We start from the raw sequence: 26217 nt of genomic DNA on the forward strand, positions 1-26217 counted from the left end.
ATGCGCACTCAAACGCCCCCACCTACACGCGACGCGCCCACCTTCAGCGCCTTCTCGACGACCTTTTCGTCGCGGGACAACTGCACGCGCATGCTCCGTAAAAACTGTTTAGCGTTTTCAGACAGCGGACTTCCCGCACGAAAAACGAGGACGCTTGTAAAAACCGTTTCGACCTCGATTGGCTTGATCGCCAGACCACGCGCCAGATAGTCGATCGCCACGATCGGATGCGCTATGCCTACGCCGACCCCGGCCAACGCCAGTTCGCAAACCGTATGTGAATAAGGCGTCTCCACGACCGGGCGCATCTTGATGTGCATCTCGTCGAGCCGCGCCTCGAGCCGGCGACGCATACTATCCTCCGGGTTCAGCGCGATAAACGACAAGCCATTCAAATCACTGGTTCTAACACCCGGCGACTTCGCCAACGGGTGCTGGGCATTCATCACCGCCACACCGGGCATGTTAATGAAAGGAGAGTGCTCCAGGCCCGAGAATGACATTTCATCGGACATCAGGCCAAAGTCAGCTTGCCCGGCGCTGACCCGCTCATGTACTTCGCGTGAACTCATGATTTGCAGGGATATCTGCACCTGCCGCGCTTCGGCACCGAAATGCGAAATCACTCGGGGGATGAATCCCGTTCCCAGCGCGGGCAAAGAGGCAATAGCCAATCTCCCCAGGCCATATGTCCCCAAGCTACGGATACGGTGTTCGATGACCTCGAAGCCAACGAAATAGCGATCGACGTCATTCATCAACGCCAGTGCTTCCTGGGTTGGCAAGAGACGACCACGAACGCGCTCGAACAACCGCAGCTTCGCGCTTTCCTCCAATTTGCGAATCGATTGGCTAACGGCCGGCTGGGAAATATTTAGCAGACCCGCCGCCTTGCTGGTGCTGCCCGACGTCATGACGGCCCGAAAAACCTCGATTTCCCGTATTCCCATGTCTCACGCCCCATAACTTCTGCTTATAGACCTAATTATTTCCGGTGTTTCAGAAATCATACCAGCCGATAGACTGCATCTCAGAAAAAGTGCTCTCAACGTCGTTTTCGTAGATTCGATCATGAAACCCATTCAATCCACGCCTCAACCTTTTCGCAGCCTGTCGCCAGCGGTGGTGCGCGCCTCGACGGTCGTCTTCGATTCCCTGGATGATTTTGCGCGCCGCAAGGACAGACAGCCTGACGGCTTCAGTTATGGCATCACGGGAACCCCCACCGCGCGGGAACTGGAACACCGTATCGCGGAGCTTGAAGGCGGCGGGTATTGCATCGTCGTGCCCTCGGGCGCCTCGGCATTGATAACGACGGTGATGGGCTTCATACGCGGCGGTGATCATCTCTTGATTTCAGCATCTTGCTACGGCTCCCTGAAGACGTTCGCCGCGAAGTGGCTGGCACACTTCGGCGTGGAGGTGGAGCAATTCGATCCAACAATCGGTGCCGAGATCGACGCCTTGATCAAGCCGAATACCAAAATGATCTGCCTTGAGGCGCCCGGCACCGTAACGATGGAAGTCGCCGATATACCCGCCATCGCCGCCGTTGCGCGCCAGAAACAGGTGTTGACGATGATCGACAATACCTGGGCCAGTCCCCTAGCCTTCAGGCCACTCGATCTCGGCATCGATTTTTGCATACAGGCCGCCACGAAATATTTCGGCGGCCATTCGGATCTGCTCGTTGGCGCAATCACGGTGCGCGATTTTGCGCATTATGAGACGCTCCGCGAAACGCAAAGCATTACCGGCCAACAGACCAGTCCAGACGACTGCTTCCTGGTGATGCGTGGGCTCGAAACGCTCAAAGTTCGTTTCGAAGCGCAGGCGAATTCCGCACTACGCGTAGCCGAATGGCTCAGCAAACACGATGCGGTCCAGGAAGTTCTGTTTCCCGCACTTCCGAGCAGCCGGGGGCACGCGCGGTGGAAACGTGACTTCTCTGGTCACGGCTGCTTGATGTCCGTCATCCTCCGTCCCGCGACAGACGCAGCTTATACCGCCTTCTTCGACACATTACGTTTGTTCGTGATAGGCGCAAGCTGGGGCGGCGTGCATAGCCTGGCCGCATTCTATCCGGCAGCGTTGCAACGTGACCGGGCATTCCCGCTAACTGATCAGCCCGTGGTCCGCATTTCCATCGGACTCGAAGACGCCGATGAACTGATCGCCGACCTGGATGCCGCATTGTCCGCATTCAACGCCGCGGTTTAACCGCATCCCGCATTTCCGCACACTGCCTCAGATGATGGAGTAGGAAGATGAATCGATCGTTTTTGTCGCCGGTTGCACCGACGTTTGCCCGTGCGGTGACTATTGGGGTCATGGCCGTCTCGGCGTGTCTCGCAAGCGCCGCGGCACACGCCGAGGACAGCCTCACGAAAATGCGTAACGCCGGCGTGATCCGCATTGCCAATACGCCGAGCACGCCCCCCTGGAGCATGCTCGGCGTGGACAACCGCCCCGAAGGATATGACGTCGCGGTGGCCCAAGAACTGGCAAAACGCCTCAAAATTGCCAAGGTAGTATTCGTGGCGGATTCTTTTAAAAACTTTGTCGAGGGTTTGAAGACGGGCAAATACGATCTCGTCATGAATGACCTGACGCCAACCGCTGAGCGTGAAAAGCAAATCGACTTCGCGGCACCATACGGCGTCGAACAATTCCGTATTTTCGTACGCAATGAGAGCCGCATCGCCTCTCGCGCCGACCTTGCAGGGAAAAGCGTTGGTGTTACGACCGGTTCCAGTAACGAAGCATGGGCGAAAGCGAACTTGAAAGACTCGACCATCAAGAGTTACGAGAATGGCGCACTCGTATTCAGCGACCTGGCAATTGGGCGAGTCGACTCGGTCATCATCTCCCATTTCGGCGGATTGAAGTATGCAAACGTCAACCATCTCCCTGTAAAGGAAGTGGGAGAGCCCTTGACGTATCAGCTATCCGCACCGGCACTGGCGAAAGGACAGCCTGAGCTGAAACAAGCGGTCACCTACGCAATCCAAAGCATGATCAACGATGGCACGCTCGCGAATATCTCGAAGCGCTGGGTCGGTGCAGACTACGACATGGTCAGCAGTATTGAGATCGCGAAGAAGGAACAGTAAATGTGGGCGTTACTCTCACGTGCTTGGCCGCTTCTTGAAACGGCTATTCCAACAACGTTGATGCTTGGGGCGAGTTCGTTCGTACTTGGCTCAATACTCGGCATCTTGATCGCACTCGCCCGAATTTCGTCCATTGCGGCGCTTCGCTGGTTGGGTTTTGCTTATGTCTCGATATTCCGTGGCACGCCGTTACTCGTGCAACTGTTATTGATCTACTTTGGCTTACCGAGTTTCGGTATCAACATGGACCCCATCCCGGCATCGATTACCGCACTGACGTTGTTCTCTGCCTCCTATCTCAGTGAAAACTTCAGAGCTGGTATCAACGCAGTCGATCCTGGGCAATGGGAAGCGGCACGATCGATGGGCATGGGGTACTGGCGCGCGATGTCGCGGATTATTTTGCCGCAGGGATTGCGGATCGCGGTACCGCCCGTCGGTAGTCGCCTGATCGCCTTGATGAAAGACACGTCCCTGGCGTCGACGATCACCGTGGTCGAAATAACCCGCGTCGCCGATCAGGTGGGAGCCGCCACATTTCGGTACATGGAGATGTTCCTGATCGTCGGGATCATTTACTGGATTATCAACCAAGTCCTGACGATCATCCAAGGTTTGGTAGAAATGCGTTTCTCGAGACACATGAAATGACGCCTATCCCATCGCAAGTCTCCGTCCGGGCAACCGGAATCGTAAAATCATTCGGTGCAAACCGGGTATTGCGTGGTATCGACTTCTTGGTGAACAAGGGCGAAGTGGTTGTCATCATGGGGCCGTCCGGCTCCGGAAAGACAACCTTGCTGCGGTCGTTGAACTTCCTCGATATGCCCGATAGCGGAACGGTCGAGATCTGCGGCATCCCTTTGACGATCAGGCCGGATGCGCGCCTTTCACGTCGCGATCACAAACAGATTCAGGCAATGCGTCAAAAAAGCGCGATGGTTTTTCAATCGTTCAATCTGTTTCCCCATATGACCGCATTGGCCAATGTGATGGAAGGGCCGCGGTTCGTCAAAGGCATATCCCATTCGCGCGCGCAGGCGCTGGCACGGCAACAGTTGTCACGGGTGCGCATGCTCGATAAATCAGACGCCTATCCAGCGAAATTGTCCGGAGGACAAAAGCAACGGGTCGCCATTGCGCGTGCACTGGCCATGGAGCCGGAAGTGATCCTTTTCGACGAGCCGACGTCCGCGCTGGACCCGGCCCTTCGAGATGATGTCTTGCAGACCATGCGAGAGCTCGCCTCCGACGGGATGACCATGCTGGTGGTGACCCACGAAGTGAAATTTGCCCGTGATGTCGCCGATCGCATCGTTTTCATGCGTGACGGCGTTGTCCTATCCGACACGCCGCCCGAAACCTTTTTCCGTGACGATGCACCCGAAGAGGTTCGGCGCTTTTTGAGTCGCATTGGCGGCTAGGATAATGCCGGAGGAGACGGGCGGTGTGATTTCATTCCATAGCGGCTAACCGCCCCCGGACACAACGCCAGGGTTTGCTTCCACGACTGCCTGTGCGACACCATCGCGCAGTGCACGGCACGAACGGAACCACCGCCGATAACTTTATACGAAAACCATATAAAACCGCATCGACTCCGACTCTATACTCGTCAGATCCTGTCGGAGATCGCTGGATGAGCGCAAACCCCATTACCCTGCCTGAGCGTCAACCTATTGGCCATCGGGACCCGGTTGGCACAGCCGTGCAGCTGGCCAAATCGTTTGCCTTGCGCGCGGAAGCCCACGACCGTTCGGGTGTTGTCAATTCAGAAAGTCTCGATGTACTACGCTCGCACGGGCTAACGTCGCTCACGGTCCCCACTCGCCTGGGTGGTCCAGATATTCCCTTGCCGCAAGTCGTCGATGTCATCGGTACGATCGCTCAGGCCGATCCTGCAACGGCGTTGATTCTATCGATGCAGCTGTATCACAGTCGCGCGGTGGCACACTCAAGCACCTGGCCGCAAGCTGTCAAGGATGAGGTATTGCGCAGCGTCTTGCACGATGGCGCATTGATCAACGCATTACGGGTCGAACCAGAGTTAGGTAGTCCATCTCGTGGCGGCGTGCCGGCAACCACCGCTCACCGCACGCGCGACGGGTGGCGTCTGAGTGGCCGGAAACGCTATTCCACTGGATCGAGCCAATTGCGTTGGGGCATCGTCTGGGCGGCAACGGCCGACAACGAAACACAACGGGTTGGAGAATTTCTCGTGCCGCTCAATGCGGACGGCGTAAGCGTGGAAGAAACGTGGGACCATCTGGGATTGCGCGCCAGCGATAGTCACGACGTTATTTTCAAAGACGTCGCGCTCCCCACGCAATACGCGGTAGATATCCGTCCAAACGATGCGTGGAAAGGCAAGGACGTACCACTCAATGCTTGGCTGCCGATTCTTCTGGCCGCGCTTTACGATGGCGTTGCACGCTCGGCAAATGCCTGGCTGCTGCGCTGGATCGCATCACGTACGCCTTCGAGCCTCGGCACCTCGCTATCCGCGGCACCACGTATCCGACAGGCCGTAGGCGAAATTGCGGGCCTTCTCGAAACCAACGCCTTGCTGCTCTGGCAGGCAAGGCATCAATACGACGTTCATTTATACGAAGACCGTGTCCGGCACGCCAATGACAATACATTTGGCCCGCCATCGGTGTCTTTCGGTCTGGTGAAATACACAGTGACACAAAATGTCATTGCCGCCATCAACAAGGCTGTGGAAATAAGCGGGAACCACGCGTTGTCACGGCATAACCCTCTCGAACGGCACTTTCGCGACGTGTTGTGCAGCCGCATACATCATCCCCAAAATGATCTCATTCTGGATGGTGCCGGTACGCACGCACTCGACGCGCAGAAAACGCAATCGTCGTGAGATAAAGATCTGGCTCGTTGTCAATGAACGTGTCGACGTCATGCCTGCCATGGAGAAAACATTCATGATTCGTCGCGCTGCCTTCCCTGTTCTGTTGTCGTGGTTCCTCGCGACAGCGCCGTTACAAGCGGCGGAAACAGGGCCTTCGTCAAGCGCCTCGGTCACGCCGCAACGCGGCGGCACCGTGACGTTCGCCACGGCGTCACAACCGACCGCACTCGTATCTTTCCTTGATACCAAGACCGACGATCGCGATATCAGCACAAAGATCACGGAAGGGCTGCTGCGCTATGACCCCCATTTTGTTGCGCAACCGCTGCTGGCGCAATCCTGGGAAATCAGTGCGGACGGCTTGCGCTACACCTTTCATCTGCGACCCAACGTCCGGTTCAGTGATGGTGAAGCGCTCACCTCGGAAGACGTCAAATTCTCCATCCTGCAGCAAAAGCAGCGCGGTCCGCGTGGCCGGATCACGTTCGCGAATGTGACGACGGTAGAAACACCGGATCCCTTGACGGCTGTTCTCGTATTAACAAAGCCGGCACCGTACCTGATCAAGGCGCTATCGTCGGCTGAAACACCCATCGTGCCGCGGCATCGCTATCCTAACCCCGATGATCCATTGTCGAGCCCGAATACAAACGCACCTATCGGCACCGGCCCATATATCCTCGTCAATTGGAAGCGTGGGGATTACATCGAGTTGCGCCGCAACCCGCATTACTGGCGTACAGGTCACCCGTACCTTGATCGGATCATCATCAAGATCATTCCCGATGCGAGTGCGATCGCGACGACGCTGGAATCGGGGGGCGCCGATATCGCTGAAAACGTGGCGCTGCCCGACCTGGATCGCCTCGGGAAAAATCCGGCATTGCGGGTGGATAGTACGACCGATGCATATCTCAATAATGCATCGTTTCTCGAGTTCAACGTTGAAAACCCCATTCTGGCGAAACCTGAAGTCCGCCACGCCATTGCTCAAGCCGTCAATCGCGACTTGATTGTGAAGGTCGTACTTTTTGGTCGTGCGCAGCGTATCGACTCGCCGGTACCGAAGGTACTGCAATCGTATTACGATGACAGCACTTTCCACTATCCGTTCGATATCGACGCCGCCAACCGTCTGCTGGATCAGGCCGGCTATCCGCGCAAGGCCAATGGCGAACGCTTCTCGCTACGGATCACCTATATCCCCGGTATCAACTTTGCCCATACCGCTGATTTTCTCCGATCGTCGTTGAAACGAATCGGCATTGCCGCGACGATCATTGGCGGCGATCTGCCCACTTATTTAAAGCACGTGTACACAACACGCGATTTCGATTTGAACATCAATGGTCTGGGACGACTGTACGACCCCAGCGTCGGCGTGCAACGCATCTACTGGTCTGATGGCGTCCCCCATCCCTTGATCTGGGTCAATGCCTCGCATTACCAGAATGACGAGGTCGATCGTCTGTTCAGCGAAGCCGCCGAGGCCGTCGATGACAACAAGCGTGCCGCCAATTTCCGCGAGATTCAACGAATTGTCGGCAGCGATTTGCCCGTACTACCACTGGCAAGTGTACCCACCTTGACCGTGAGCAGAACGTACTTGCACGACTGGGTCAATAGTGTGGATGTTTTGTCCGGCGATGCATCCGATGCATGGATCGACGCAAAGAAATAACGTCTTGTCCGCCCACGTGACTCGCTACCCAAAGGAGCGCCAGCAATGAACGACCGTCTTGAAATTGCGATCCCGCGTGACACTGGCAATGTGTCGGCGTTGGACGCAAGCACCAAAACACTACCGGTTTTTGCCGATGGCACGACCCGACCGCACGCACGTGATCCGCGCTTGATTTATGCCGGCGCGCACGAGCAAGCGCGCGCGTTGGCCGGTGGCGAAGTCAGCGCTGAAGCACTGCTAGAACAAATATTGGCGCGGATCGATCGACTCGATCCGACGCTGAATGCCGTGGTCTTTATCGATGAGGCCGGTGCTCGCGCGGCCGCCAAGGCGGCCGACACAGCATTGCAGCAAGGCGTGCGCTTACCCCTGCTGGGCGTCCCGGTCACGGTGAAGGAATCCTTCGATGTCGAGGGCTGGCCGACGACCGTCGGTGATGTGCGCTATCAGGATAATCTCGCTGTACAAGACGCGCCCGCTGTCGCTGCCCTGCGTGCGGCCGGTGCCATCTTGATCGGCAAGACCAATGTGCCGTTGGGGCTGGCCGACCTGCAAAGTTTCAATGAGATTTACGGCTTGACGCGCAATCCGTGGGACTTGTCTCGCACGCCTGGTGGCTCGTCGGGTGGCTCCGCCACCGCCCTCGCCGCGGGATTTTCCTCACTTGAACTCGGTACCGATATCGGTGGTTCAATTCGCATCCCGGCGCACTTCACCGGCGTGTTTGGCCACAAGCCGAGTCAGGGCCTGATCTCGCTACGCGGCACCGGCGTACCGCAAGGTCGTCACGCGACCCGTGATCTGGTTGTGGCGGGTCCGCTGGCACGCACCGCCGCCGATCTCGAATTGGCGCTCGATCTGCTAGTGAACCAGGACCCTGTCGAGAAGAAAGCATGGCGCGTGTCGTTACCGCCGGCACGTCATGCAAAGCTCGCCGATTTTCGCGGACTGCTATTGGCACAGTGGCCGGGCACGGACGCGAGTATCAGCGAACAGGAGGTGATAAAGCGTACGGCTCGAAATCTGCGGGCGCATCATGTTACGGTCTTCACGCCCGAGACTTTGGCGCGCGCCGCGCCAGATGCCGTGCTGCCTGATCTCGTTGCGGCGCATGCGCTTTATCGCGGGCTCCTGGGCGCATCGCTCGCAAGCCCGCCCCCTCTCGATGCAAGCGCGGCAGCACGCCTTGCGGCGCTGGCTGACAATGACGCCAGCGCCGACGCGACATGGTTACGTTCGTTTTCGATCAGCCACCGCGACTGGCTCTTGCAGCACGAAGCGCGTCTTGCCCTGCGCGCGCAGTGGGAAAAGCTATTTAACCATATCGACGTCGTTCTGACGCCGGTCGCCCCATTGCCCGCTTTCGCGCATAATGCGGCATCGGAAAAGGATGCGCGACGGTTTCCCGTTTCCTACGAAGACGGTGAACGGGAGCTGTATTTCCGCGAGCTATTTCACTGGGCTGGTCTGCCAGTCGTACCGGGGTTGCCTGCCACGAGTTTTCCAGTCGGGCTTGACGCCTCAGGTTTGCCAATTGGCGCGCAAGTCGTAGGTGCCTATCTAGAAGACCGCACGCCTCTCGCATTCGCTCGCCTTTATGAAGCGGCTTTCGGCGGCTTTATACCGCCTTCCGGCTATTAAAAACCCGCGCAAAGCCACCCCTTGGTCCGAGCCGCTTATACCTTGCACGCCGAAGCACGCGTCTTCGTAAAATGGCGCTCGGAGACGCGCGGTAGTGTCGTCCATGACCGACGCCATCAGTATCACGTCGACGCTCAATACACCTGCTTCATCCCCTCCGACGGCATCGCGTAGTTGTCCTTGAGCGCGGTCGCACAGGACACATAGCCGTAATTGGCAACGCGGTTATCCCGCGTTAGCACGACAAAAAATGGCGTTGTCGCCCCTTTGTCTGTCAACAGGGTGTAGTTCAGGCACACGCCTCCATTCTGCGGAACCTTCACTTCGCTATTCGGCTGCCCGCCCGCCGCAACGACCGATGCGCGCGTTGCGCCTGCGGTTAGAACGGCACGCACAACTGGAACCGAATCGTATTTGAAAATCTCGAATCCACTACAGCCCGACAAGGTTAAACATGTCGCTAGCAATATCGCGGTAATGCCTATGTTTTTATTTTCCATTTCTTAATGGTTCCTAAGATGACGAATGCTGGCAACACGGTTAGACACTGACAGCGGATATTTTCCGTATTCGCGACAGCTGAGAAGCTTAACTGTGACACACACGTCAATCTGGACCTACGGGATCAATCCCAGTTTTTCGGAATCTAGCGCGCTGCTTCGTCCACTGGAAAGCAGTACGAACTGTGCCGCCAAAGTCGGCATCGGAGAAGTCTCGCTCAACGCAGCGACCATCAAGTTCCGTAGTCTTAAATCGCGCAAAGTATTACGAATCCGCACACTAATCGAAAAGAACTTGCCTGTCATTGGTAAAAGGCGAGGTGCAGATTTCCGGTCGGGACGCATGCCCCGCCCCGCACCGCGGGTGATGCAAATACTTTGTTACGATATGCATAGTGCAAGCGAAAACAGATCAAACCGCCGCATAGTCACCGAACCCATCCGGCCATTGCGTCAGCACGCGATAGCCGTCATCGGTTACCGCGACCATATGCTCCCATTGCGCGGAGAGGCTGCGGTCGCGCGTGACCACGGTCCAACCATCGGCCAATTGCCGCACGGCCGCCTGTCCCGCGTTGATCATTGGTTCAATCGTGAAAATCATGCCGGGCTTCAGCGTCGCCCCTTCGCCGGGGCGGCCGTAATGCAATACTTGCGGCGCATCGTGGTAGACCTTGCCGATCCCGTGCCCACAATACTCCCGCACTACGCTGAATCCCGCGGCATGCGCCACGGATTGAATCGCGTACCCCACGTCACCTAACGTCGCGCCCGGCCGCACGGCGCGAATGCCGGCACACATGGCATCGTAAGTCGTGCGGACCAAGCGGATTGCCGCGGCGCTCGGTGTGCCGACGCAATACATCCGGCTCGTATCTCCGAACCATCCATCCTTGATCACCGCCACGTCGATGTTGATGATGTCGCCATCCCGCAGCGGCTTTGGTGACGGAATGCCGTGACACACTTCGTGATTAACGGCCACGCAGACCGTTTTTGGATAGCCGTGGTAGCCCACATTGGCAGGCACGACGCCCAACTCGTCAACGATGTATTCGTGGCAGAGCCTGTCCAGCTTGTCCGTGGTCACACCCGGCTGCACATGCGGCGCGATCATCCGCAAGACATCCGCCGCAAGTGCGCCCGCCGTTGCCGCCTGAGCAATCTCCGCCTCGGAGCGTAGCGTGATTTTCTTATTTTCTCTCATGCCGCGCTCTCCGTCGCTCTTTGCTGGCTATCAGTGTTTACGGCATTCAATACAACGCCGCCGCGCTGAGCGTGTTCACCTTCAAACTGCACCAACGCCGGTCCCGTGCCATCAGCATCCGCCTGGATCAATATCCTGCAAATCTCCCCGTAAGCCAGCGACGGATACAACTCCGATAGCATCCCAACCCGCATCCAATGCTCCGCCTGCGCGTTGATCGATCGACTCAATGCACCGCTCGTCGCGCGCAGGTTTGCGTGCATGACATCGGATATCTTGATAATTCCCATGATGTGCCGTGATATACGAAATGTAGTCACTTCATATACTACCAACAATGCACCCCGCCGTCACGTGTGAAGACAGGTTTGCCCTGCGCCACGCCGTTGCCGAACGCCGACAATCCATTTGCTTTTAGACACGCCCCCCCTTCCGGATCATCCATCGGCGCCCCATCCGACTAACAATTGCCCGCGCAGCCTGGGCTCACGCGTCCCGGCACGCACCGTGCTTTAGTGCGTTTCGTCCACCGATCGAAAGCGGCCTTGCGCCGCGCGATCATTGCCAGGATTTCTCCTAGAATGCATGTGATGGCCCGCTGGTCACGCGCCCAGCTTCCCTCTCTCCTTAAAAAGACATAAAAACATGCGGTTTCAGCACGGGTACCAGTGGCAGGCGGCAACGCCTGGATTGAAGAAATTGTCTGATCTGTATGGCCGCTTTTGCCTGTTGCTGGCGGCGGCCACGCTGTTGGCATTAGCGGGGTGTGCCACGACACGGCCCGCTGCGTCGAGCTTCGTGCGTCAGCCATCGCAGGCGTTACCCGCGAGCACGCCCACGCCGCTGTCGGCCTCGTTTGCCGCCGCGCGCGCGGCGCATCCGGGAGAGTCCGGTTTCCATTTGCTGGTGCAAGGCCGGGAAGCACTGGCGGTGCGTATTTCGCTGGCCCGGTCGGCCACCCGGACACTCGACATTCAGTACTACATCGCCAACGAGGACAACACCGGCAAGTTGCTGCTCGAAGCGGCAGTCCGGGCAGCGGAGCGCGGCGTCCGGGTGCGCATGCTCCTGGACGATATGAATTTCAAGGATATCGACTCGATCATGGCGGTGATGAATTCGACACCGAATATCGAGATCCGCGTCTTCAACCCATTCGCGACGGCGAACGAAGGTGCACTGACGCGAATGGGCAACGTCGTGACGCACCTGGATACGCTGACCCGCCGAATGCATAACAAAGCGATGATCGCCGACAATCAGGCAGCCATCACCGGCGGGCGCAATGTTGGCGACGAATACTTTGACGCCAGTCCGTCCATTACGTTCCGCGATATCGACATCCTGTCCGTCGGGCCCATCGTGCCGGACATCTCGCGCAGTTTCGATGTGTTCTGGAATAGCGAGGAAAGCTATCCGCTGAAAGCGTTGAACAGACAGCACTTCCGGGCCGCGAAAATCGTCAAGGTGCGTGCTGAACTCCGCCGGCATTGGGACGAGATGTCGGCCATGACCGACGGCGCCAATCTCGACGAGCCGCCGTTGGCACGGCAGATTCGCACCGGGCAGATACCGTTGGTCTGGGCCAAGGCAACGTTCTACGCGGACACGCCACGCAAGATCACTACCCCGACCGATGACTACGTCAGCCCGCCGATCAGTCGCATCGGACAACTGGCCGATCAGTCGAAAAAAAGTTTCCTCATTATCTCGCCCTATTTTGTCCCGCATAACGGCAGCATCGATAAGTTGGGCGATATGGTGGCGCGCGGTGTCCAAGTATCGGTCCTGACCAATTCCCTGGCGGCAACCGATGCACCGGCCGTACAGGCCGGCTATGCCCCGGCACGTGTGCCGCTGTTGAAGAGAGGCGTCGCCCTGTACGAATTCAAACCGATTGCCGGGGAGCGCAAGCCCGGGCTGATCGGCTCGCATTCGCGTGCCAGTCTGCACGCGAAAGCCTATGTGTTCGATGATCAGATTCTGTTTATCGGCTCACCGAATCTCGATCCCCGATCCGCCGGCTTGAACACGGAAATGGCGCTTGAAGTGGACAGTCCGGTACTGGCGGAACAGGTGACGGCATTGTTCCGCGAAGCAGCGTCGCCCGATGAGAGTTACCATGTCACGCTGGCCGATCGCGACGCCTTGGCGCAGACCGGTGCGTCCGGCTCGCCACCCTCGCCCCTGGTATGGACCACGCGCGAGCACGGTCAGGTAGTGACGTACAACTTCGATCCCGATGCCGGGCTATGGCGTAACGTACTGACCGGCATCTTTTTCATCTTGCCGTTGAAAAACCAGTTGTAAGAAGCGAACGACCGCGCGCGACACGGTTCTCGGGCTGGCAAATCCCCGATGCGCCCCCAGCCAAGAGGGATATGCCGATGACCTGCCCCCGCCGCGCGCCCTGACAAACGTCCCGAGGCGCCGCTCCCCACTGCGGCAGCCCGACGACCGGTCGCACGACGGCGCATTCTGGAGTTCACGATGACAGCAGACGCGCAGCATTCCTCGTCCCGCCCCACCGACCATCACGGTGCGGTCCGCATGGAACGCGACACCTTTGGCGAAATTGCCGTTCCATCCGCCAAACTGTGGGGAGCGCAAACGCAGCGTTCGCTACAGAATTTCAAGATATCGACCGAGAAACAATCGCCCGAGATGATTCATGCGCTGGCGATCGTCAAGCGCGCCGCCGCCGCGGTCAATCAACAGCTCGGTGTTCTGCCCGAGGATCGGGCACAGGCGATCATCGCCGCAGCCGATGAGGTGATCGACGGCAAGCATCCGGACGAATTTCCGCTTGCGGTCTGGCAGACCGGCTCCGGTACGCAGACAAATATGAACCTCAACGAGGTGCTGGCGAACCGGGCCAGCGAGTTGCTGGGCGGCGAGCGCGGTGAAGCGCGCAAAGTCCATCCGAACGATGACGTCAACCGCGGCCAGTCGTCCAATGACGTATTCCCCACCGCGATGCACATCGCTGCCGCCTACGCGATCCACCATACCTTGCTACCGGCGCTGGCCCTGCTCCGCGATACATTGCAAGCGAAATCGAAGGCGTTCGACGATATCGTCAAGATCGGCCGGACCCACTTGCAAGATGCCACACCGTTGACACTGGGCCAGGAATTTTCCGGCTACGTCGCGCAGTTGAACCAGGCAATCAAACACGCGCAAGCCGCGCAGCCGCATCTCTATGAACTCGCACTAGGCGGCACCGCCGTGGGCACCGGTTTGAACGCGCATCCGGAATTCGCGGTCAAGGTGGCGGCGGAAATCGCCCGGTTGACGAAACTGCCCTTCATCACCGCGCCGAACAAATTCGAAGTAATGGCGGCGGCGGATGCGTTGGTGCATGCGCATGGTGCGCTGAAGACCGTGGCGGCAGGCTTGATGAAAATCACCAACGATATCCGTTGGCTCGCCAGTGGTCCGCGCTGCGGACTCGGCGAACTGTCGATACCGGAAAACGAGCCGGGGAGCTCGATCATGCCGGGCAAGGTCAATCCGACACAATCGGAAGCCGTGACCATGCTGTGCTGCCAGGTATTCGGCAACGACGTCGCGGTCAATTTCGGCGGTGCCAGCGGCAACTTCGAATTGAATGTGTTCCGCCCGATGATCGCCCATAACGTGCTGCAATCGGTGCGCCTGCTGGCCGATGGCGCACGCAGCTTCAACGACAACTGTGCCGTTGGTATCGAACCGAACCGCGAACGCATCACCACCTTGATGAACGAATCACTGATGTTGGTGACGGCGCTGAATCCGCATATCGGCTATGACAAAGCGGCACAAATCGCAAAGAAAGCGCATAAGGATGGGTCGACGTTGAAAGCGGCCGCACTGGCACTCGGCCACGTGACTGACGCGCAATTCGACGAATGGGTCAAACCGGAAGAGATGGTGGGCAAGCGCTGAAACAGCGCTGCTTTCCCCGGCGAATGCCCGCTTGAAAAAACGGAACGGCCCTGATGGGCCGTTCTTTTTGCGGGCGTGGCAAAAGCAAACTGTCAGCGGCTACGGAACGAGACGCCCTGGTCGATCGTGCCGTACATCGAAATACCGTTTGCGCTTCCCGCACTCCCTCCGCTGCCTCCGGCGCAACCGCCGAGCACCAGACTCGCCGCACACACCATGGCAATCGGCATCCAGGCCAACAATGGCGCGCCACGCCGGCGCGGCGGTGCCGTCGTGGCCACGCAATCAGATGGCAATGGGCGCGGCGATATGCGGGTGCGGATCATAATCGGCGATCTCAAAATCTTCGAAGCGATAGTCGAACATCGACGCCGGCTTGCGGTGGATCTTCAATGCCGGTAACGCACGTGGTGCACGCGTCAATTGCAGCGCGGCCTGCTCGACATGATTCGAATAAAGATGGGCATCGCCAATTGAGTGGATGATCTCACCCGGCTCCAATCCCACCTGCTGCGCCAGCATATGCGTCAAGAACGCCACCGACGCGCAGTTATATGGCACGCCCAGGAACCAGTCGCCGGAACGCTGTGTCAGCATGCAGCTCAGGCGGCCATTGGTCACATTGAACTGATACATCACATGACACGGCGGCAGCGCCATCCGTCCCGCCGCCGCGTTCTCCACAGGGGAACGCGACTCGTCCGGCAGGAATGACACGTTCCACGCATTCAGGATATGGCGGCGGCTATTCGGTTTCTTGATCAAGGAATCGACAAGCGCTGAAATCTGGTCCGTTGACGTGCCGTCCGGATTGGGCCACTTGCGCCACTGCGCGCCATAGACCGGACCCAGCTCTCCTTCCGGCGTCGCCCATTCGTCCCAGATGGTGACCTTGTTCTCGTGCAAGTAGCGCAGATTGGTGTCGCCGCGCAGAAACCACAGCAATTCATGCAGGATCGACCGTATATGCAGTTTCTTCGTCGTCAGCAAGGGAAAACCGTCGGCAAGGTCATGCCGGTACATCACGCCGAAAATCGAGCGCGTGCCGGTGCCGGTGCGATCGCCCTTGACGTGCCCCTGTTCGAGGAGCTGCCGCAGAACGGCGAGATACTGCTGGTCCATGCGCGAACACTCGTAGAGAATTGACTGACCCGCGTATTTTACTCCGCCTTATCCAGACGAGACAGATTCCGGCAGATCCGGAAGATGCCGCGACAGCGACAGCGATACAATGTCGGGCCAACGACCTGACAGGTCGATGTATCGATCTGTCGACGTGCCCGCTTCCACCCGACGTCACCATGACCCAGCCGACCCCTGCAGCACAGCCGCTGTCCCAACCGCCATTGACGCTCATTGTCGCGCGCGCGCGCAACGGTGTGATCGGACGCGACAACCAGTTGCCGTGGCACCTGCCGGAAGACCTGGCGTATTTCAAGAAAACGACGATGGGCGCGCCGGTCGTCATGGGCCGCAAGACACACGAATCGATCAGACGACCGCTGCCGGGACGTCGAAATGTCGTGGTCACCCGCGACCCCGCACGCGAATTTGCCGGATGCGACGCGGTGAACAGCCTGGAAGCAGCGCTGCAAGCGTGTGCGTCGGACGGCGTGCCGGAGGTGTTCCTGATCGGCGGCGCGCAGTTGTACAGGGAAGGGATGAGTCTGGCGCAGCGGTTGCTGATTACCGAGGTGGATGCCGATGTCGAGGGCGATGCGTTCTTTGCCGCCCCCGATCCGACGATCTGGGTAGAAACTGCCCGGGAAAGCCATCCGCCGATGACACGCGAGAACGGCACGGCGCGCCTGGGTTATGCATTTGTCGAATACCGCCGCCGTTAAGCAGTGGCGGTTTCGACCAGCATGGACAACCGCATCGCCTGACGCCCCACCACGTCGCCAGACGCAATGATGCGAGTCACGCCACCATCATCACACCGCCCGCTCATGCCTTCCCGGCGATCGTCATCCGTTCAATGAGGATCGACCCACAGGTCTTATTGCCGCGAACCAATTCATCGGCACCCACGGCCACGACGTGGCGCAGCATCTCTCCGAGATTACCGGCAATCGTGATTTCCTCTACCGGATACCGGATCTTGCCGTTTTCCACCCAGAACCCCGATGCGCCGCGTGAATAATCGCCCGTGATCAGATTCACGCCTTGTCCCATCAGATCCGTCACGAACAAACCGGTATCGAGCTTGCGCAGCATCGCATCCAGGTCATCGCCCGGATCGGTCAGCTTGCTGACGATCTTCAAGTTGTGCGCGCCGCCAGCGTTACCAGTGGTGGGCATGCCGAGCTTACGCGCCGAGTACGTCGACAGAAAATACCCTCGCAGCACGCCTTCCTCGACGAACGCGCGCTTGCTCACGCGCACCCCCTCGTCGTCGAACGGTGCACTGCCCATCGCGCCAGGCACGAACGGGTCTTCGATAATGCTCATATGATCCGCCAACACCGGGCGATCGAGACTGTCGACCAGAAACGATGCTTTCCGGTACAACGCCCCGCCGCCAACGGCCTGCGTCAGAGACGCGATCAACCCCATCGCGATCGGCGCTTCGAACAGCACCGGCGCCTTGCATGTATCAATCGGCCGGGCGCCCAGGCGGGACAAGGCACGCTCGGCGGCATAGCGACCGATTTTCTCGGCCGAGCTCAACAGCTTGGCGTCGCGCTTGACCGAATGCCAGTCATCGCGCTGCATCTGCCCATTCAAGCCGGCAATTGGTGCGCACGAAACGAAATGCCGCGAGACCGGGTAGCCACCGATGAAACCACGGCTGGTGGCCAGGACGAATTGCGAATGTTGCGCCGCGACCGTCGCGCCGTCGGAATTCTCGATATGCGGATCGGTCTCGAACGCCGCCTGCTCGGCACGTTGGGCGATCTCCACGGCGGTTTCCGCATCGAGGTCCCACGGGTGGAATAGATCGAGGTCACGCGGAGACCGTTCGAGCAGCGCTTCCTCGGCCAAGCCGGCGCAGTCGTCTTCGGCGGTAAATCGCGCGATATTGTATGCCGCCGCCACCGCGTCACGCAGTGCCTTCGGCGTGAAATCCGAGGTACTCGCATTACCGCGTCGATTGCCGATGAACACGGTCACGCCGACGGACTTGTCGCGATTGTGCTCGATGGTCTCTACCTGATCGCGCCGTACGCTGACGGAGAGGCCATCGCTTTCCGAGATCTCGGTGGCGGCATCGGTGCCACCGATTTCCTTCGCGTACTTCAGGATATCGCTGGCGATCTCCTTCAACTGGTCCTGCGAATGGGGAAACAAACGCGAGGTCTTGGACGTATGAGCTGCGGGCATGGGTTGACGTATCTCCTCGGAAGCCTGGATAGAGGCCAGGCGGCCATCGCCCGATCATATCAAACCCTGCCAACACGCACAGCGGCCCGCTGGGTCTGTACAATTCGCGCATGACTCGCAAACGAAACGCCAGCCGCGCAGGGGAAGCCGGCCGGCCCAATGAACTCCCCGAAAGCCCGCTGGGACCTGATGGTGAACCGGTCTACGACCGGCCCAGTAAATCACAGCGCAAACGCGACACCGCAGCGCTCCAGGTGCTGGGCAAGGAACTAGCGGAACTGCCCAAGGAGGCCTTCCGCAAATTGCCGCTGCCTGAAGCCCTGTTTGACGCCCTCACCGAGACGCGCCGGATCACCGACCACGAAGGTCGTCGACGGCAGCTTCAGTTCGTCGGCAAGGTGATGCGCCGCCTGGACGACGCCGACGTGACCGCGTTGCGGCAAACGCTCGACAAGATCCGCGGCATCAGCCGTGCGGAAACGGTGAAACTGCACGCTATCGAGCGGTGGCGCGACGTACTGCTCGAATCCGATGACGCGCTGACTGATTTCCTGCAACGCTACCCGGAAGCGGACGTCCAGCAAGGCCGAACCCTGATTCGCAACGCTCGCCGGGAAAGCCAGCGTGAGGGGTCGCCGCGCTATTACCGCGAATTGTTCCAATGGGTAAAGGCGGCCAGCACCGTGGCCAGCGCCGAATCCGGAGACGAGGACGGTGGCGACGAAGAAGACGAGGACCACGATGACGACATCGATCACCCCGCCTGAAACGCCTGATGCACCCCGTGCGGCACACGCAGGCACCGGTGAATCGCCTACACGCACCGCACGGGGCCATCCCGATGAAGTCGTGATCGGGTTGGTCTCCATCAGCGATCGCGCGAGCGCCGGTACCTATCAGGACGCCGGCATACCGGCATTGGCACAGTGGCTCGAAACGGCACTGACCAGCCCGTTCCGGATCGAGACACGGTTGATCCCCGATGAAGCCGCCAATATTTCAGCAACGCTCGTCGAACTGGTCGACCACGTGGGGTGCGACCTCGTGCTGACCACTGGCGGCACGGGCCCATCACGCCGCGATGTCACACCTGAGGCCACACTTTCGGTGGGGACAAAGACGATGCCTGGATTTGGCGAGCAGATGCGACAAATCAGCCTGGCCTTTGTTCCCACCGCGATCCTGTCACGTCAAGTCGCGGTGATTCGAGAAACGCCGACGCATGCCGCGTTGATCATCAACCTGCCCGGTCAGCCCAAATCGATCAAGGAAACGCTGGAAGGCCTGCGGCAGGAGGATGGGACATTGCGCGTGCCAGGGATTTTTGCGGCCGTGCCCTATTGCGTGGATTTGATCGGCGGCCCCTACATCGAAACCGATCCCGCCATCGTCGATGCTTTCCGGCCCAAATCGGCGCGACGCCCGCAGCCTGGGGCATGAGGGTCGCGCGACGCTGACCGACGCACCGGCGGTACTGGCACGATCGGCCGATGCGGTGCGCGTGGACGCTTACGCTTTATCGGCGTCGGAACGGATGAAATGCTCGCGGTAATATTTCAATTCGTCAATCGATTCGACGATATCGGCGAGTGCCGTATGTTGCGCCCGCTTTTGGAAACCCTTCATCAGGTCAGGACGCCAACGGCGCATCAGCTCCTTCAGCGTACTGACGTCGAGGTTGCGATAATGGAAAAACGCTTCCAGTTCCGGCATCCAACGCGCCATGAAACGGCGATCCTGGCAGATCGAATTGCCGCACATCGGCGATTTGCCGGGGGGAACGTATTGTCCGAGGAAGGTGCGCAATTGCGCGACCGCGTCCGCCTCCGTCACCGTCGAGGCCTTAACCCGATCGATCAGACCCGAACGACCATGCGTATTCTTGTTCCAGTCATCCATGGCGTCCAAGGCAGCATCGGATTGATGGATGGCCAAGACAGGGCCTTCGACCATCACCTGCAGTTGAGGATCGGTGACCACCACGGCGACTTCGATGATGCGGTCGGTATCCGGCTGCAGGCCGGTCATTTCCATGTCCACCCAGACGAGGTTGAATTCACTGCGAGGGAGGACGGCAGGCGCGGACGGCGACGATACGACGGGCGTTTCAGACGAAGGAACGGACATGACGGCGACAGTAGCGAAGAAACGATAATTCCCGCATAGTGCCATACGGTCTCCGATATGCCCACCTCCGCCCTGTAAAACACGCGGCCGGCAGCCGCGATGGGGTGCTTCAGCGCACGATGCTGCGTACTTAGCCGGACGTCTTACCATGTTCTCGATTCTGTTCGCCATTGCACTGGCCGCGATGGTCGCCACCAAGCTGTGGCTCGGCATGCGCCAGATCCGCCATGTCGCCGCGCACCGCGCCAGCGTCCCGACGCGTTTCGCTGATACGATCCCGCTCCACGCACATCAACGTGCCGCCGACTACACCGTTGCCCTCGCGAAACTGAGCGCCGCGGAGGTGGTCACTGGCGCCGTGGTGCTGGCGTTGCTGACCCTGGGCGGCGGCACCGGTGCATTGGATAGGCTGCTGACCGCTTGGCTGGGAGACGGCATGCTGCAGCAGGTCCTGCTGATCGCCGTAGTGGTGGGGATAACCAGCCTAGTCGATCTGCCCTTCGACTACCTCCGACATTTCGTCGTGGAGGAGCGCTTTGGTTTCAACAAGATGACACCGGGCGTGTTTTTCGCCGATCTCGCGAAATCCACCGCTATTGGCGCGGTGCTCGGTCTGCCCCTGCTGCTTGTCGTGTTATGGCTGATGGCGCGCGCCGGCGCGCTGTGGTGGCTATACGCATGGGCCGTGTGGGTCGGATTCAACGTGCTCGTGCTGGTGCTCTATCCCACGTGGATCGCACCGCTCTTCAACAAATTCCAGCCACTCGACGACGACGGGCTCCGGACGCGGATCGAAGCATTGCTGCAACGTTGCGGCTTTGCGGCAAAGGGCCTGTTCGTCATGGACGGCAGTCGCCGATCGGCGCACGGCAATGCCTATTTCACCGGTTTTGGTGCGGCCAAGCGCATTGTCTTCTTCGACACGCTGATCTCGCGCCTGTCCGGCGACGAAATAGAGGCGGTGCTGGCGCACGAACTGGGACATTTCAAGCGTCGCCATGTGATCAAGCGGATGGTGGCAACGTTCGGCATCAGCCTGGCCCTGCTCGCCTTGCTCGGCTGGTTGATGCAACAAAGCTGGTTCTATACGGAAATGCAGGTGCACCCGGACGGTGCCGGCACGAACAACGCCGGCCTGGCGCTGCTGCTGTTCTTCCTGATCGCACCGGTTTTCCTGTTCTTCGCCGGGCCGATCAGTGCGCTGACGTCGCGCAAGCACGAATTCGAGGCCGATGCATTCGCCGCCGATCAGACGCGGGCGCAAGACCTCGTCAATGCGCTGGTGAAGCTGTACCAGGACAACGCGTCGACGTTGACACCTGATCCGGTATATTCGGCATTTTATTATTCTCACCCCCCCGCATCGCAGCGCATCGATCGCCTGCTGCAGTTGGAAGGTATTCGTGGCGCAACCTAAGCAAGCTCCTGCCCGCGCGGCAGACCCGGACATGTTCGAAGGGACGGTAATCGCCGCGCACGGCCGACACTACGTCGTGACACCGGATGACGGCAGCCCGCTGATGCAATGTTTTCCACGCGGCAAGAAAAGCGACGTCGCCGTCAACGATCGTGTCAGCGTGGCGCGGCAGTCCGCGGACCAGGGTGTCATCGATGCAGTGCTGCCGCGCCGCAACCTGCTGTACCGCTCCGACCAATACAAGTCGAAGCTGTTCGCGGCGAATCTCGACCAGATTGCGATCGTCGTCGCCACCGAACCGCATTTCAGCGAGGACCTGCTCGGCCGCGCCCTGGTGGCAGCTGATGCACACGGTCTTAGTGCCTGCATCATCCTCAACAAAGTGGATGTCACCGATGCGCTGGCCCACGCGCGCGGTCGACTGGCGCCGTATGCCGCGTTGGGCTACCCGGTTCATGCGTTGTCGGCCGGGGCCGATCCGCAGGGCGCGCGCGCCACGCTGGCGCCGGCGCTGAGCGGCCGTACGACGTTGCTGCTGGGTCAGTCGGGAATGGGGAAATCGACGCTGATCAATGTACTGGTACCAGGTGCCGAAGCGGCAACGCGCGAAATCTCCGCAGCATTGCATGCAGGCAAGCACACGACGACCTTCACACGTCGCTACGCCTTGCCATCAGTCGATGAAAACAGCGCGCCTGGCGCCATGCTTGACTCGCCCGGTTTTCAGGAGTTTGGCCTGCACCACTTGACGGAAGGCACGCTGGAGCGGGCCTTCCCCGACTTCCGGCCGCTGCTGGGCAAATGCCGATTCTATAATTGCCGTCACCTGCACGAACCGGGTTGCGCGATTCTCGAAGCGCTTGGCGACGGTCGAATCACACCGAACCGGCATGCGCTGTACGCCCAATTGGTACACGAGACCAATCAGGTCGTGCGCTGATTCCTTCCTCGTGCGCGCCGCACGACGACACCATCACGCCAGCCACACCGACAGCGTCACCATCAACAACAGAATCATCCACAGGATGACCGCACGCCAGACCAGCCCGACCGCCGAACGGAGCGTTCTCGGTGTGCAATCATCCCCTACCGGCAGCGGCGCGGGGCGGTTGTAAGGATCAAGCATCGTATCGAACGTGCCGAACGACTCCGTCGCCGTTTGCTCCGCTTGGGGCTCCACCAGGCGCGCGCCCAGCGCGCCGCTCCCCGCCGCCAGCAGCACCCCCTCGTTCGTATCCGCCCACACACCACCGTAATGGCGCCAGGCATAGACCGCGTCCTCGAAATTACCCACGATGGCAAAACCCAGCGCGGTCAGACGTGCCGGAATCCAGTCGATATAGAAGAATGCGCGGCGTGCGAAGTTGGCGAAGGCCGGACTGTGCTCGGCCGAAGGCTCAGTCCACGTTGCCGCCAGATGCGAGGCGATGCGATAGCACACTGCACCCGCCGGACCGATCGGAATCAGAAACCAGAAAAACACGCCGAACACATGCCGATGGGAAGCGATCACCGCATAGACGAGCGTGTTACGCACGATCTCACTGACCGGCATGTCTCGCGTTTCAATGCCGGTCCAGGTCTGCAACAACTCACGTGCGAGCGGCACATCGTCGTTATTGAGCGCAACCTGGATATCGGTGAAGTAATGGCTGAACTGCCTGAATCCAAGCGTCAGATACAGCACGGCCACGTTCCAGGCGAAAGCCAGCACAAAGCTGACATGCCACAGCAAATAATAGATGACGCCAACCCCTACCGTCCAAGGCAGGACGACGCCCAACCACGCCAACACGCCGTGCTTGCCGCGTCCACCATCCATGCCGCGGCCAGTGCGTTCGGCGTGTCGCCGCAGCAATCGCGAGACGACGTTGTTCGAGTCGAGCGCGCGAAGCTGCTCGAGGATCAAGGCGAGAAGTACAGAAAAGAAAGTCATGCGATCGGCTGCACAAAGCAAAAGACGGAACACACGGAACAGCATTGGCATACGGATACGGCAAGCACCGTTTACACCTCGCCATCCGAGGAACACGTTACCAATGTGCTTGTAACAATAACATCAAATGTAACGCTCGAAGACGTCAATTACATTGGGCCGAAAGGAAGTGGTAGAGGTTTCGCAACATGCCTGCCGTGGCGCCCCAGATGAAGTGCTCTCCATGCCCATCGACGCGTGGATAGGGCATGGAAAAGAAACGGCGCGCCGTAGGTGCTGCAACGTAGGCGCCTGCTGCCGCAAGCGGATCTGTCATTGTCCTGGGCAACGCGAAAGACGACGCTATCCCGTCTCGACGAGAAAACAATGGTGATGCTTCTTGCCGGCTCGTCGGTGGGGGGCTCTGCGGCTGGTAAAGGCGAATCTGGTGATGCAGAGGGTTCATCAAGAACGCCAATGGCACCTCGAAGCATTCGGCTACTTCCCGCTCGGCTGGCTTGACGTCGAATGGCGGATGCACTAGAGCAACAACCGGCGTCACGGCGTAGCCGGTGCCAGTTATGTATTCCGGCATGCAACCCAGCAGTTCGACATGGCGGGCCGCGAGCCCGATCTCTTCCCATGCTTCGCGCAACGCCGTGGCGACGACATCGCGGTCCTCAGGATCACACCGTCCGCCTGGAAACGAGATCTGTCCAGCGTGATCGGTCAGGTGCGCCGCGCGCTGTGTCAGTAATACGGTAAGCTCTTCCGGCCGCGTCACCAATGACACCAGCACAGCGGCCGGCCGCAACGATGCATGCAGGCTCGACTCGCGACCCTGCGGCTCCAACTGCTCCGGAACCCATTGCAATGTATCGGCAATGGCAAAACGTCGGCGCAATGCGTCGGCGGTCATCACCTCGGCGGGCAACGGCGCCAGGTCCACCGGGGGTGCCTCTATCGGTAGCACGGCGGGATCGAACAGCGGGCGGTCTGGCATCGGTGCGGATTCCTGTTGTTCTGTACGACCATATTGCGGTGCGAACACCAAAAGCACAAAGGCACCCGAAGGTGCCTTTGTCAACAACCGATACTGCATGCCGGCCCCGTGCAAGCATCGCGATCAAACGCGCCACCGCACGGAGCCCCCCGGGAATCGCATCCCAGGGTACCGTGGCTTACTCTGCCGCGGCTGCCGGCTGTTCCTTGCGGACCAGCTTTTCCTTGATACGCGCCTTCTTGCCGGACAGCGCGCGCAGGTAGTACAGCTTCGCACGACGCACGTCACCGCGACGCTTGACTTCGATGCTGGCCAACTGCGGCGAGTACGTCTGGAAGGTACGCTCGACGCCTTCACCCGACGAGATCTTACGAACGATGAACGACGAATTCAGACCACGGTTACGCTTGGCGATGACCACGCCTTCGTAAGCCTGAACACGCTTACGCGTACCTTCAACCACGTTCACGTTGACGACGACCGTGTCACCCGGCGCAAATTCCGGAATGGTCTTATCGCCCAAAGCGCGTGCGATTTCTTCTTTTTCGAGTTGTTCGATCAGATTCATGATTACTCCTGAAACCATCTTGCCGACGTTGTATACCGCGCTGATGCACGAGGCCTCGGCAGAGGATGGGGAAACCGGCAGGAAATCATTCCTGCCGCCGTAGTCCGGCCCTATCGCGCCCGTCGTGTCATTGGCTTGAAACCAATCGTTCACGCCGGGTCCGATGAAGCCGGATTGGCGAGCCAGGCCTCATCGGCCTTGCTCAACAATCCATCGCGACGGGCCGCATCGATAAGATCCGGGCGGCGTGCCCGGGTTTTCGATAAAGACCGCTGGCGACGCCACGCGACAATCTGCGCGTGGTGACCGCCCAACAACACATCCGGCACCCGCACCCCTTCGTATTCCTCAGGGCGCGTGTAGTGCGGACAATCCAGCAAACCATCGACAAAGCTATCCTGCACCGCCGATTGGGCATCCCCCAGCACACCGGGCAGCAGACGAATCACCGCATCCATCAATGCCATTGCAGGTAGTTCGCCGCCCGACAGCACGAAGTCACCAACACTGATTTCCTCGTCGACACATCGGTCCAACAACCGCTGGTCCACCGCTTCATACCGGCCGCACAGCAACACCAGACCCGACTCCGCCGCCAGCGACGTGACCCGCTTGTGGGTCAACGGCGCGCCTTGTGGCGAGAGCATCACCACGCGCGGCACGGGGCGCCCCTCCGCCTGCTGCGCGGCTTTCGCCGCCGTAATCGCGGCATCAAGCGGCCGGGCCAGCATTACCATGCCGGGGCCGCCGCCATAAGGCCGGTCATCCACGGTGCGATGCGAGTCGACCGTGAAATCGCGCGGATTCCACGTGTGCAACGCATAGCGCCCCTGCTTGACCGCCCGGGATGTCACGCCCCAATCGGTCAAGGCCCGAAACATCTCCGGGAACAGTGTCAGCACGTCGAACCGCATGCTCGTCT

At 59.6% G+C, this 26217-nt stretch carries 26 protein-coding genes; 14 read left to right on the forward strand and 12 right to left on the reverse strand.

Annotation, left to right across the window (positions count from 1 at the left end; translation table 11 throughout):
• Positions 1 to 8 precede the first annotated feature (8 nt).
• The gene (locus SJQ66_RS25895; RefSeq protein WP_253465120.1) at positions 9 to 950 is read right to left on the reverse strand and encodes a LysR substrate-binding domain-containing protein; all 942 of its coding nucleotides are present in this window, start codon (positions 948 to 950) and stop codon (positions 9 to 11) included.
• 121 nt (positions 951 to 1071) lie between these two features.
• Between SJQ66_RS25895 and metC the strand changes: the two genes are divergently transcribed.
• The 7 genes from metC (at position 1072) to SJQ66_RS25930 (ending at position 9307) form a co-directional block, all read left to right on the forward strand.
• Positions 1072 to 2220, forward strand: a complete 1149-nt coding sequence (metC, locus tag SJQ66_RS25900) for a cystathionine beta-lyase (protein WP_320534714.1) — start codon at positions 1072 to 1074, stop codon at positions 2218 to 2220.
• 47 nt (positions 2221 to 2267) lie between these two features.
• Positions 2268 to 3113: a transporter substrate-binding domain-containing protein gene (locus SJQ66_RS25905; RefSeq protein ID WP_320534715.1), complete on the forward strand. Its 846-nt coding sequence runs from the start codon at positions 2268 to 2270 to the stop codon at positions 3111 to 3113.
• Positions 3114 to 3764, forward strand: a complete 651-nt coding sequence (locus SJQ66_RS25910; RefSeq protein ID WP_024901585.1) for an amino acid ABC transporter permease — start codon at positions 3114 to 3116, stop codon at positions 3762 to 3764. It abuts the gene before it with no gap.
• On the forward strand, positions 3761 to 4537 hold the full coding sequence (locus SJQ66_RS25915; RefSeq protein WP_024901586.1) for an amino acid ABC transporter ATP-binding protein: 777 nt from the start codon (positions 3761 to 3763) through the stop codon (positions 4535 to 4537). The genes SJQ66_RS25910 and SJQ66_RS25915 overlap by 4 nt, the downstream gene beginning before the upstream one ends.
• Positions 4538 to 4752: 215 nt before the next feature.
• Positions 4753 to 5991 carry an acyl-CoA dehydrogenase family protein gene (locus tag SJQ66_RS25920; protein WP_320534716.1) on the forward strand — a complete coding sequence of 413 codons (1239 nt, stop codon included), beginning with the start codon at positions 4753 to 4755 and terminating at the stop codon, positions 5989 to 5991.
• A gap of 64 nt (positions 5992 to 6055) precedes the next feature.
• On the forward strand, positions 6056 to 7663 hold the full coding sequence (locus tag SJQ66_RS25925; RefSeq protein ID WP_036006950.1) for an ABC transporter substrate-binding protein: 1608 nt from the start codon (positions 6056 to 6058) through the stop codon (positions 7661 to 7663).
• Positions 7664 to 7708: 45 nt separating this feature from the next.
• Positions 7709 to 9307: an amidase gene (locus SJQ66_RS25930; protein WP_320534717.1), complete on the forward strand. Its 1599-nt coding sequence runs from the start codon at positions 7709 to 7711 to the stop codon at positions 9305 to 9307.
• Between the two features lie 134 nt (positions 9308 to 9441).
• Here the strand turns inward: SJQ66_RS25930 and SJQ66_RS25935 are convergent, their stop codons facing one another.
• The 3 genes from SJQ66_RS25935 to SJQ66_RS25945 all read right to left on the reverse strand — a co-directional run bounded on the left by SJQ66_RS25935 (position 9442) and on the right by SJQ66_RS25945 (position 11304).
• On the reverse strand, positions 9442 to 9807 hold the full coding sequence (locus tag SJQ66_RS25935; RefSeq protein WP_024901591.1) for a hypothetical protein: 366 nt from the start codon (positions 9805 to 9807) through the stop codon (positions 9442 to 9444).
• Between the two features lie 412 nt (positions 9808 to 10219).
• The gene (map, locus tag SJQ66_RS25940; protein WP_320534718.1) at positions 10220 to 11014 is read right to left on the reverse strand and encodes a type I methionyl aminopeptidase; all 795 of its coding nucleotides are present in this window, start codon (positions 11012 to 11014) and stop codon (positions 10220 to 10222) included.
• A complete protein-coding gene (locus SJQ66_RS25945) occupies positions 11011 to 11304 on the reverse strand; it encodes a ParD-like family protein (RefSeq protein WP_024901593.1) in 294 nt (97 codons plus the stop codon). The genes map and SJQ66_RS25945 overlap by 4 nt, the downstream gene beginning before the upstream one ends.
• A gap of 355 nt (positions 11305 to 11659) precedes the next feature.
• Here SJQ66_RS25945 and SJQ66_RS25950 point away from each other — a divergent pair, with 355 nt between their 5' ends.
• Positions 11660 to 13324, forward strand: coding sequence for a phospholipase D family protein (locus SJQ66_RS25950; protein ID WP_320534719.1), 1665 nt, complete (start codon positions 11660 to 11662; stop codon positions 13322 to 13324).
• Positions 13325 to 13504: 180 nt separating this feature from the next.
• On the forward strand, positions 13505 to 14941 hold the full coding sequence (fumC, locus tag SJQ66_RS25955) for a class II fumarate hydratase (protein ID WP_320534720.1): 1437 nt from the start codon (positions 13505 to 13507) through the stop codon (positions 14939 to 14941).
• A gap of 92 nt (positions 14942 to 15033) precedes the next feature.
• Here fumC and SJQ66_RS25960 read toward each other — a convergent pair whose 3' ends face one another.
• Both SJQ66_RS25960 and SJQ66_RS25965 read right to left on the reverse strand, forming a co-directional pair.
• The gene (locus SJQ66_RS25960; protein WP_046153514.1) at positions 15034 to 15267 is read right to left on the reverse strand and encodes a hypothetical protein; all 234 of its coding nucleotides are present in this window, start codon (positions 15265 to 15267) and stop codon (positions 15034 to 15036) included.
• Positions 15227 to 16063 carry a thymidylate synthase gene (locus tag SJQ66_RS25965; RefSeq protein ID WP_024901596.1) on the reverse strand — a complete coding sequence of 279 codons (837 nt, stop codon included), beginning with the start codon at positions 16061 to 16063 and terminating at the stop codon, positions 15227 to 15229. The genes SJQ66_RS25960 and SJQ66_RS25965 overlap by 41 nt, the downstream gene beginning before the upstream one ends.
• Before the next feature lie 179 nt (positions 16064 to 16242).
• On the opposite strand from SJQ66_RS25965, the gene SJQ66_RS25970 reads away from it, so the two are divergent.
• Entirely contained in the window at positions 16243 to 16785 is a 543-nt protein-coding gene (locus tag SJQ66_RS25970) for a dihydrofolate reductase (protein WP_024901597.1), read from the forward strand.
• A gap of 103 nt (positions 16786 to 16888) precedes the next feature.
• On the opposite strand, the gene pmbA is transcribed toward SJQ66_RS25970, so the two are convergent.
• A complete protein-coding gene (gene pmbA, locus SJQ66_RS25975; protein WP_320534721.1) occupies positions 16889 to 18265 on the reverse strand; it encodes a metalloprotease PmbA in 1377 nt (458 codons plus the stop codon).
• A 110-nt stretch (positions 18266 to 18375) separates the two neighbouring features.
• Between pmbA and yjgA the strand changes: the two genes are divergently transcribed.
• The gene (gene yjgA / locus SJQ66_RS25980) at positions 18376 to 19032 is read left to right on the forward strand and encodes a ribosome biogenesis factor YjgA (protein ID WP_024901599.1); all 657 of its coding nucleotides are present in this window, start codon (positions 18376 to 18378) and stop codon (positions 19030 to 19032) included.
• Positions 19007 to 19705 carry a molybdopterin adenylyltransferase gene (gene mog / locus SJQ66_RS25985; RefSeq protein WP_082102902.1) on the forward strand — a complete coding sequence of 233 codons (699 nt, stop codon included), beginning with the start codon at positions 19007 to 19009 and terminating at the stop codon, positions 19703 to 19705. Before yjgA ends, mog begins: the two co-directional genes overlap by 26 nt.
• A 69-nt stretch (positions 19706 to 19774) precedes the next feature.
• Here mog and orn read toward each other — a convergent pair whose 3' ends face one another.
• Positions 19775 to 20392, reverse strand: coding sequence for an oligoribonuclease (orn, locus tag SJQ66_RS25990; RefSeq protein WP_036006997.1), 618 nt, complete (start codon positions 20390 to 20392; stop codon positions 19775 to 19777).
• A gap of 148 nt (positions 20393 to 20540) precedes the next feature.
• On the opposite strand from orn, the gene SJQ66_RS25995 reads away from it, so the two are divergent.
• Positions 20541 to 21809: a M48 family metallopeptidase gene (locus SJQ66_RS25995; protein ID WP_046153517.1), complete on the forward strand. Its 1269-nt coding sequence runs from the start codon at positions 20541 to 20543 to the stop codon at positions 21807 to 21809.
• Between the two features lie 31 nt (positions 21810 to 21840).
• The gene (gene rsgA / locus SJQ66_RS26000) at positions 21841 to 22749 is read left to right on the forward strand and encodes a ribosome small subunit-dependent GTPase A (RefSeq protein WP_320535378.1); all 909 of its coding nucleotides are present in this window, start codon (positions 21841 to 21843) and stop codon (positions 22747 to 22749) included.
• A gap of 33 nt (positions 22750 to 22782) precedes the next feature.
• On the opposite strand, the gene SJQ66_RS26005 is transcribed toward rsgA, so the two are convergent.
• The 4 genes from SJQ66_RS26005 to trmD form a co-directional block, all read right to left on the reverse strand.
• Positions 22783 to 23745, reverse strand: coding sequence for a CobD/CbiB family protein (locus SJQ66_RS26005; protein ID WP_046153539.1), 963 nt, complete (start codon positions 23743 to 23745; stop codon positions 22783 to 22785).
• A gap of 145 nt (positions 23746 to 23890) precedes the next feature.
• On the reverse strand, positions 23891 to 24727 hold the full coding sequence (locus SJQ66_RS26010) for an NUDIX hydrolase (RefSeq protein ID WP_024901604.1): 837 nt from the start codon (positions 24725 to 24727) through the stop codon (positions 23891 to 23893).
• Positions 24728 to 24905: 178 nt separating this feature from the next.
• Entirely contained in the window at positions 24906 to 25295 is a 390-nt protein-coding gene (rplS, locus tag SJQ66_RS26015; RefSeq protein ID WP_024901605.1) for a 50S ribosomal protein L19, read from the reverse strand.
• Positions 25296 to 25444: 149 nt separating this feature from the next.
• Complete coding sequence (gene trmD / locus SJQ66_RS26020) at positions 25445 to 26209, reverse strand: tRNA (guanosine(37)-N1)-methyltransferase TrmD (protein ID WP_024901606.1); 765 nt, start codon at positions 26207 to 26209, stop codon at positions 25445 to 25447.
• Positions 26210 to 26217: the final 8 nt, after the last annotated feature.

Source organism: Robbsia andropogonis, from assembly GCF_034047095.1.
Taxonomy (GTDB): Bacteria; Pseudomonadota; Gammaproteobacteria; order Burkholderiales; family Burkholderiaceae; genus Robbsia; species Robbsia andropogonis.

Excerpts from the sequence above, each read along its gene's own strand:
- rsgA (WP_320535378.1), top strand. The coding sequence starts at position 21,841 with ATGTTCGAAGGGACGGTAATCGCCGCGCACGGCCGACACTACGTCGTG.
- SJQ66_RS25960 (WP_046153514.1), bottom strand. The coding sequence starts at position 15,267 with ATGATCCGCACCCGCATATCGCCGCGCCCATTGCCATCTGATTGCGTG.
- SJQ66_RS25970 (WP_024901597.1), top strand. The coding sequence starts at position 16,243 with ATGACCCAGCCGACCCCTGCAGCACAGCCGCTGTCCCAACCGCCATTG.
- metC (WP_320534714.1), top strand. The coding sequence starts at position 1,072 with ATGAAACCCATTCAATCCACGCCTCAACCTTTTCGCAGCCTGTCGCCA.
- SJQ66_RS25965 (WP_024901596.1), bottom strand. The coding sequence starts at position 16,063 with ATGGACCAGCAGTATCTCGCCGTTCTGCGGCAGCTCCTCGAACAGGGG.
- SJQ66_RS26005 (WP_046153539.1), bottom strand. The coding sequence starts at position 23,745 with ATGACTTTCTTTTCTGTACTTCTCGCCTTGATCCTCGAGCAGCTTCGC.
- SJQ66_RS25995 (WP_046153517.1), top strand. The coding sequence starts at position 20,541 with ATGTTCTCGATTCTGTTCGCCATTGCACTGGCCGCGATGGTCGCCACC.
- SJQ66_RS26010 (WP_024901604.1), bottom strand. The coding sequence starts at position 24,727 with ATGCCAGACCGCCCGCTGTTCGATCCCGCCGTGCTACCGATAGAGGCA.
- SJQ66_RS25915 (WP_024901586.1), top strand. The coding sequence starts at position 3,761 with ATGACGCCTATCCCATCGCAAGTCTCCGTCCGGGCAACCGGAATCGTA.
- SJQ66_RS25905 (WP_320534715.1), top strand. The coding sequence starts at position 2,268 with ATGAATCGATCGTTTTTGTCGCCGGTTGCACCGACGTTTGCCCGTGCG.
- SJQ66_RS25935 (WP_024901591.1), bottom strand. The coding sequence starts at position 9,807 with ATGGAAAATAAAAACATAGGCATTACCGCGATATTGCTAGCGACATGT.
- rplS (WP_024901605.1), bottom strand. The coding sequence starts at position 25,295 with ATGAATCTGATCGAACAACTCGAAAAAGAAGAAATCGCACGCGCTTTG.
- SJQ66_RS25910 (WP_024901585.1), top strand. The coding sequence starts at position 3,114 with ATGTGGGCGTTACTCTCACGTGCTTGGCCGCTTCTTGAAACGGCTATT.
- SJQ66_RS25930 (WP_320534717.1), top strand. The coding sequence starts at position 7,709 with ATGAACGACCGTCTTGAAATTGCGATCCCGCGTGACACTGGCAATGTG.
- orn (WP_036006997.1), bottom strand. The coding sequence starts at position 20,392 with ATGTCCGTTCCTTCGTCTGAAACGCCCGTCGTATCGTCGCCGTCCGCG.
- SJQ66_RS25950 (WP_320534719.1), top strand. The coding sequence starts at position 11,660 with ATGCGGTTTCAGCACGGGTACCAGTGGCAGGCGGCAACGCCTGGATTG.
- fumC (WP_320534720.1), top strand. The coding sequence starts at position 13,505 with ATGACAGCAGACGCGCAGCATTCCTCGTCCCGCCCCACCGACCATCAC.
- map (WP_320534718.1), bottom strand. The coding sequence starts at position 11,014 with ATGAGAGAAAATAAGAAAATCACGCTACGCTCCGAGGCGGAGATTGCT.
- pmbA (WP_320534721.1), bottom strand. The coding sequence starts at position 18,265 with ATGCCCGCAGCTCATACGTCCAAGACCTCGCGTTTGTTTCCCCATTCG.
- SJQ66_RS25945 (WP_024901593.1), bottom strand. The coding sequence starts at position 11,304 with ATGGGAATTATCAAGATATCCGATGTCATGCACGCAAACCTGCGCGCG.
- SJQ66_RS25920 (WP_320534716.1), top strand. The coding sequence starts at position 4,753 with ATGAGCGCAAACCCCATTACCCTGCCTGAGCGTCAACCTATTGGCCAT.
- mog (WP_082102902.1), top strand. The coding sequence starts at position 19,007 with ATGACGACATCGATCACCCCGCCTGAAACGCCTGATGCACCCCGTGCG.
- trmD (WP_024901606.1), bottom strand. The coding sequence starts at position 26,209 with ATGCGGTTCGACGTGCTGACACTGTTCCCGGAGATGTTTCGGGCCTTG.
- SJQ66_RS25895 (WP_253465120.1), bottom strand. The coding sequence starts at position 950 with ATGGGAATACGGGAAATCGAGGTTTTTCGGGCCGTCATGACGTCGGGC.
- yjgA (WP_024901599.1), top strand. The coding sequence starts at position 18,376 with ATGACTCGCAAACGAAACGCCAGCCGCGCAGGGGAAGCCGGCCGGCCC.
- SJQ66_RS25925 (WP_036006950.1), top strand. The coding sequence starts at position 6,056 with ATGATTCGTCGCGCTGCCTTCCCTGTTCTGTTGTCGTGGTTCCTCGCG.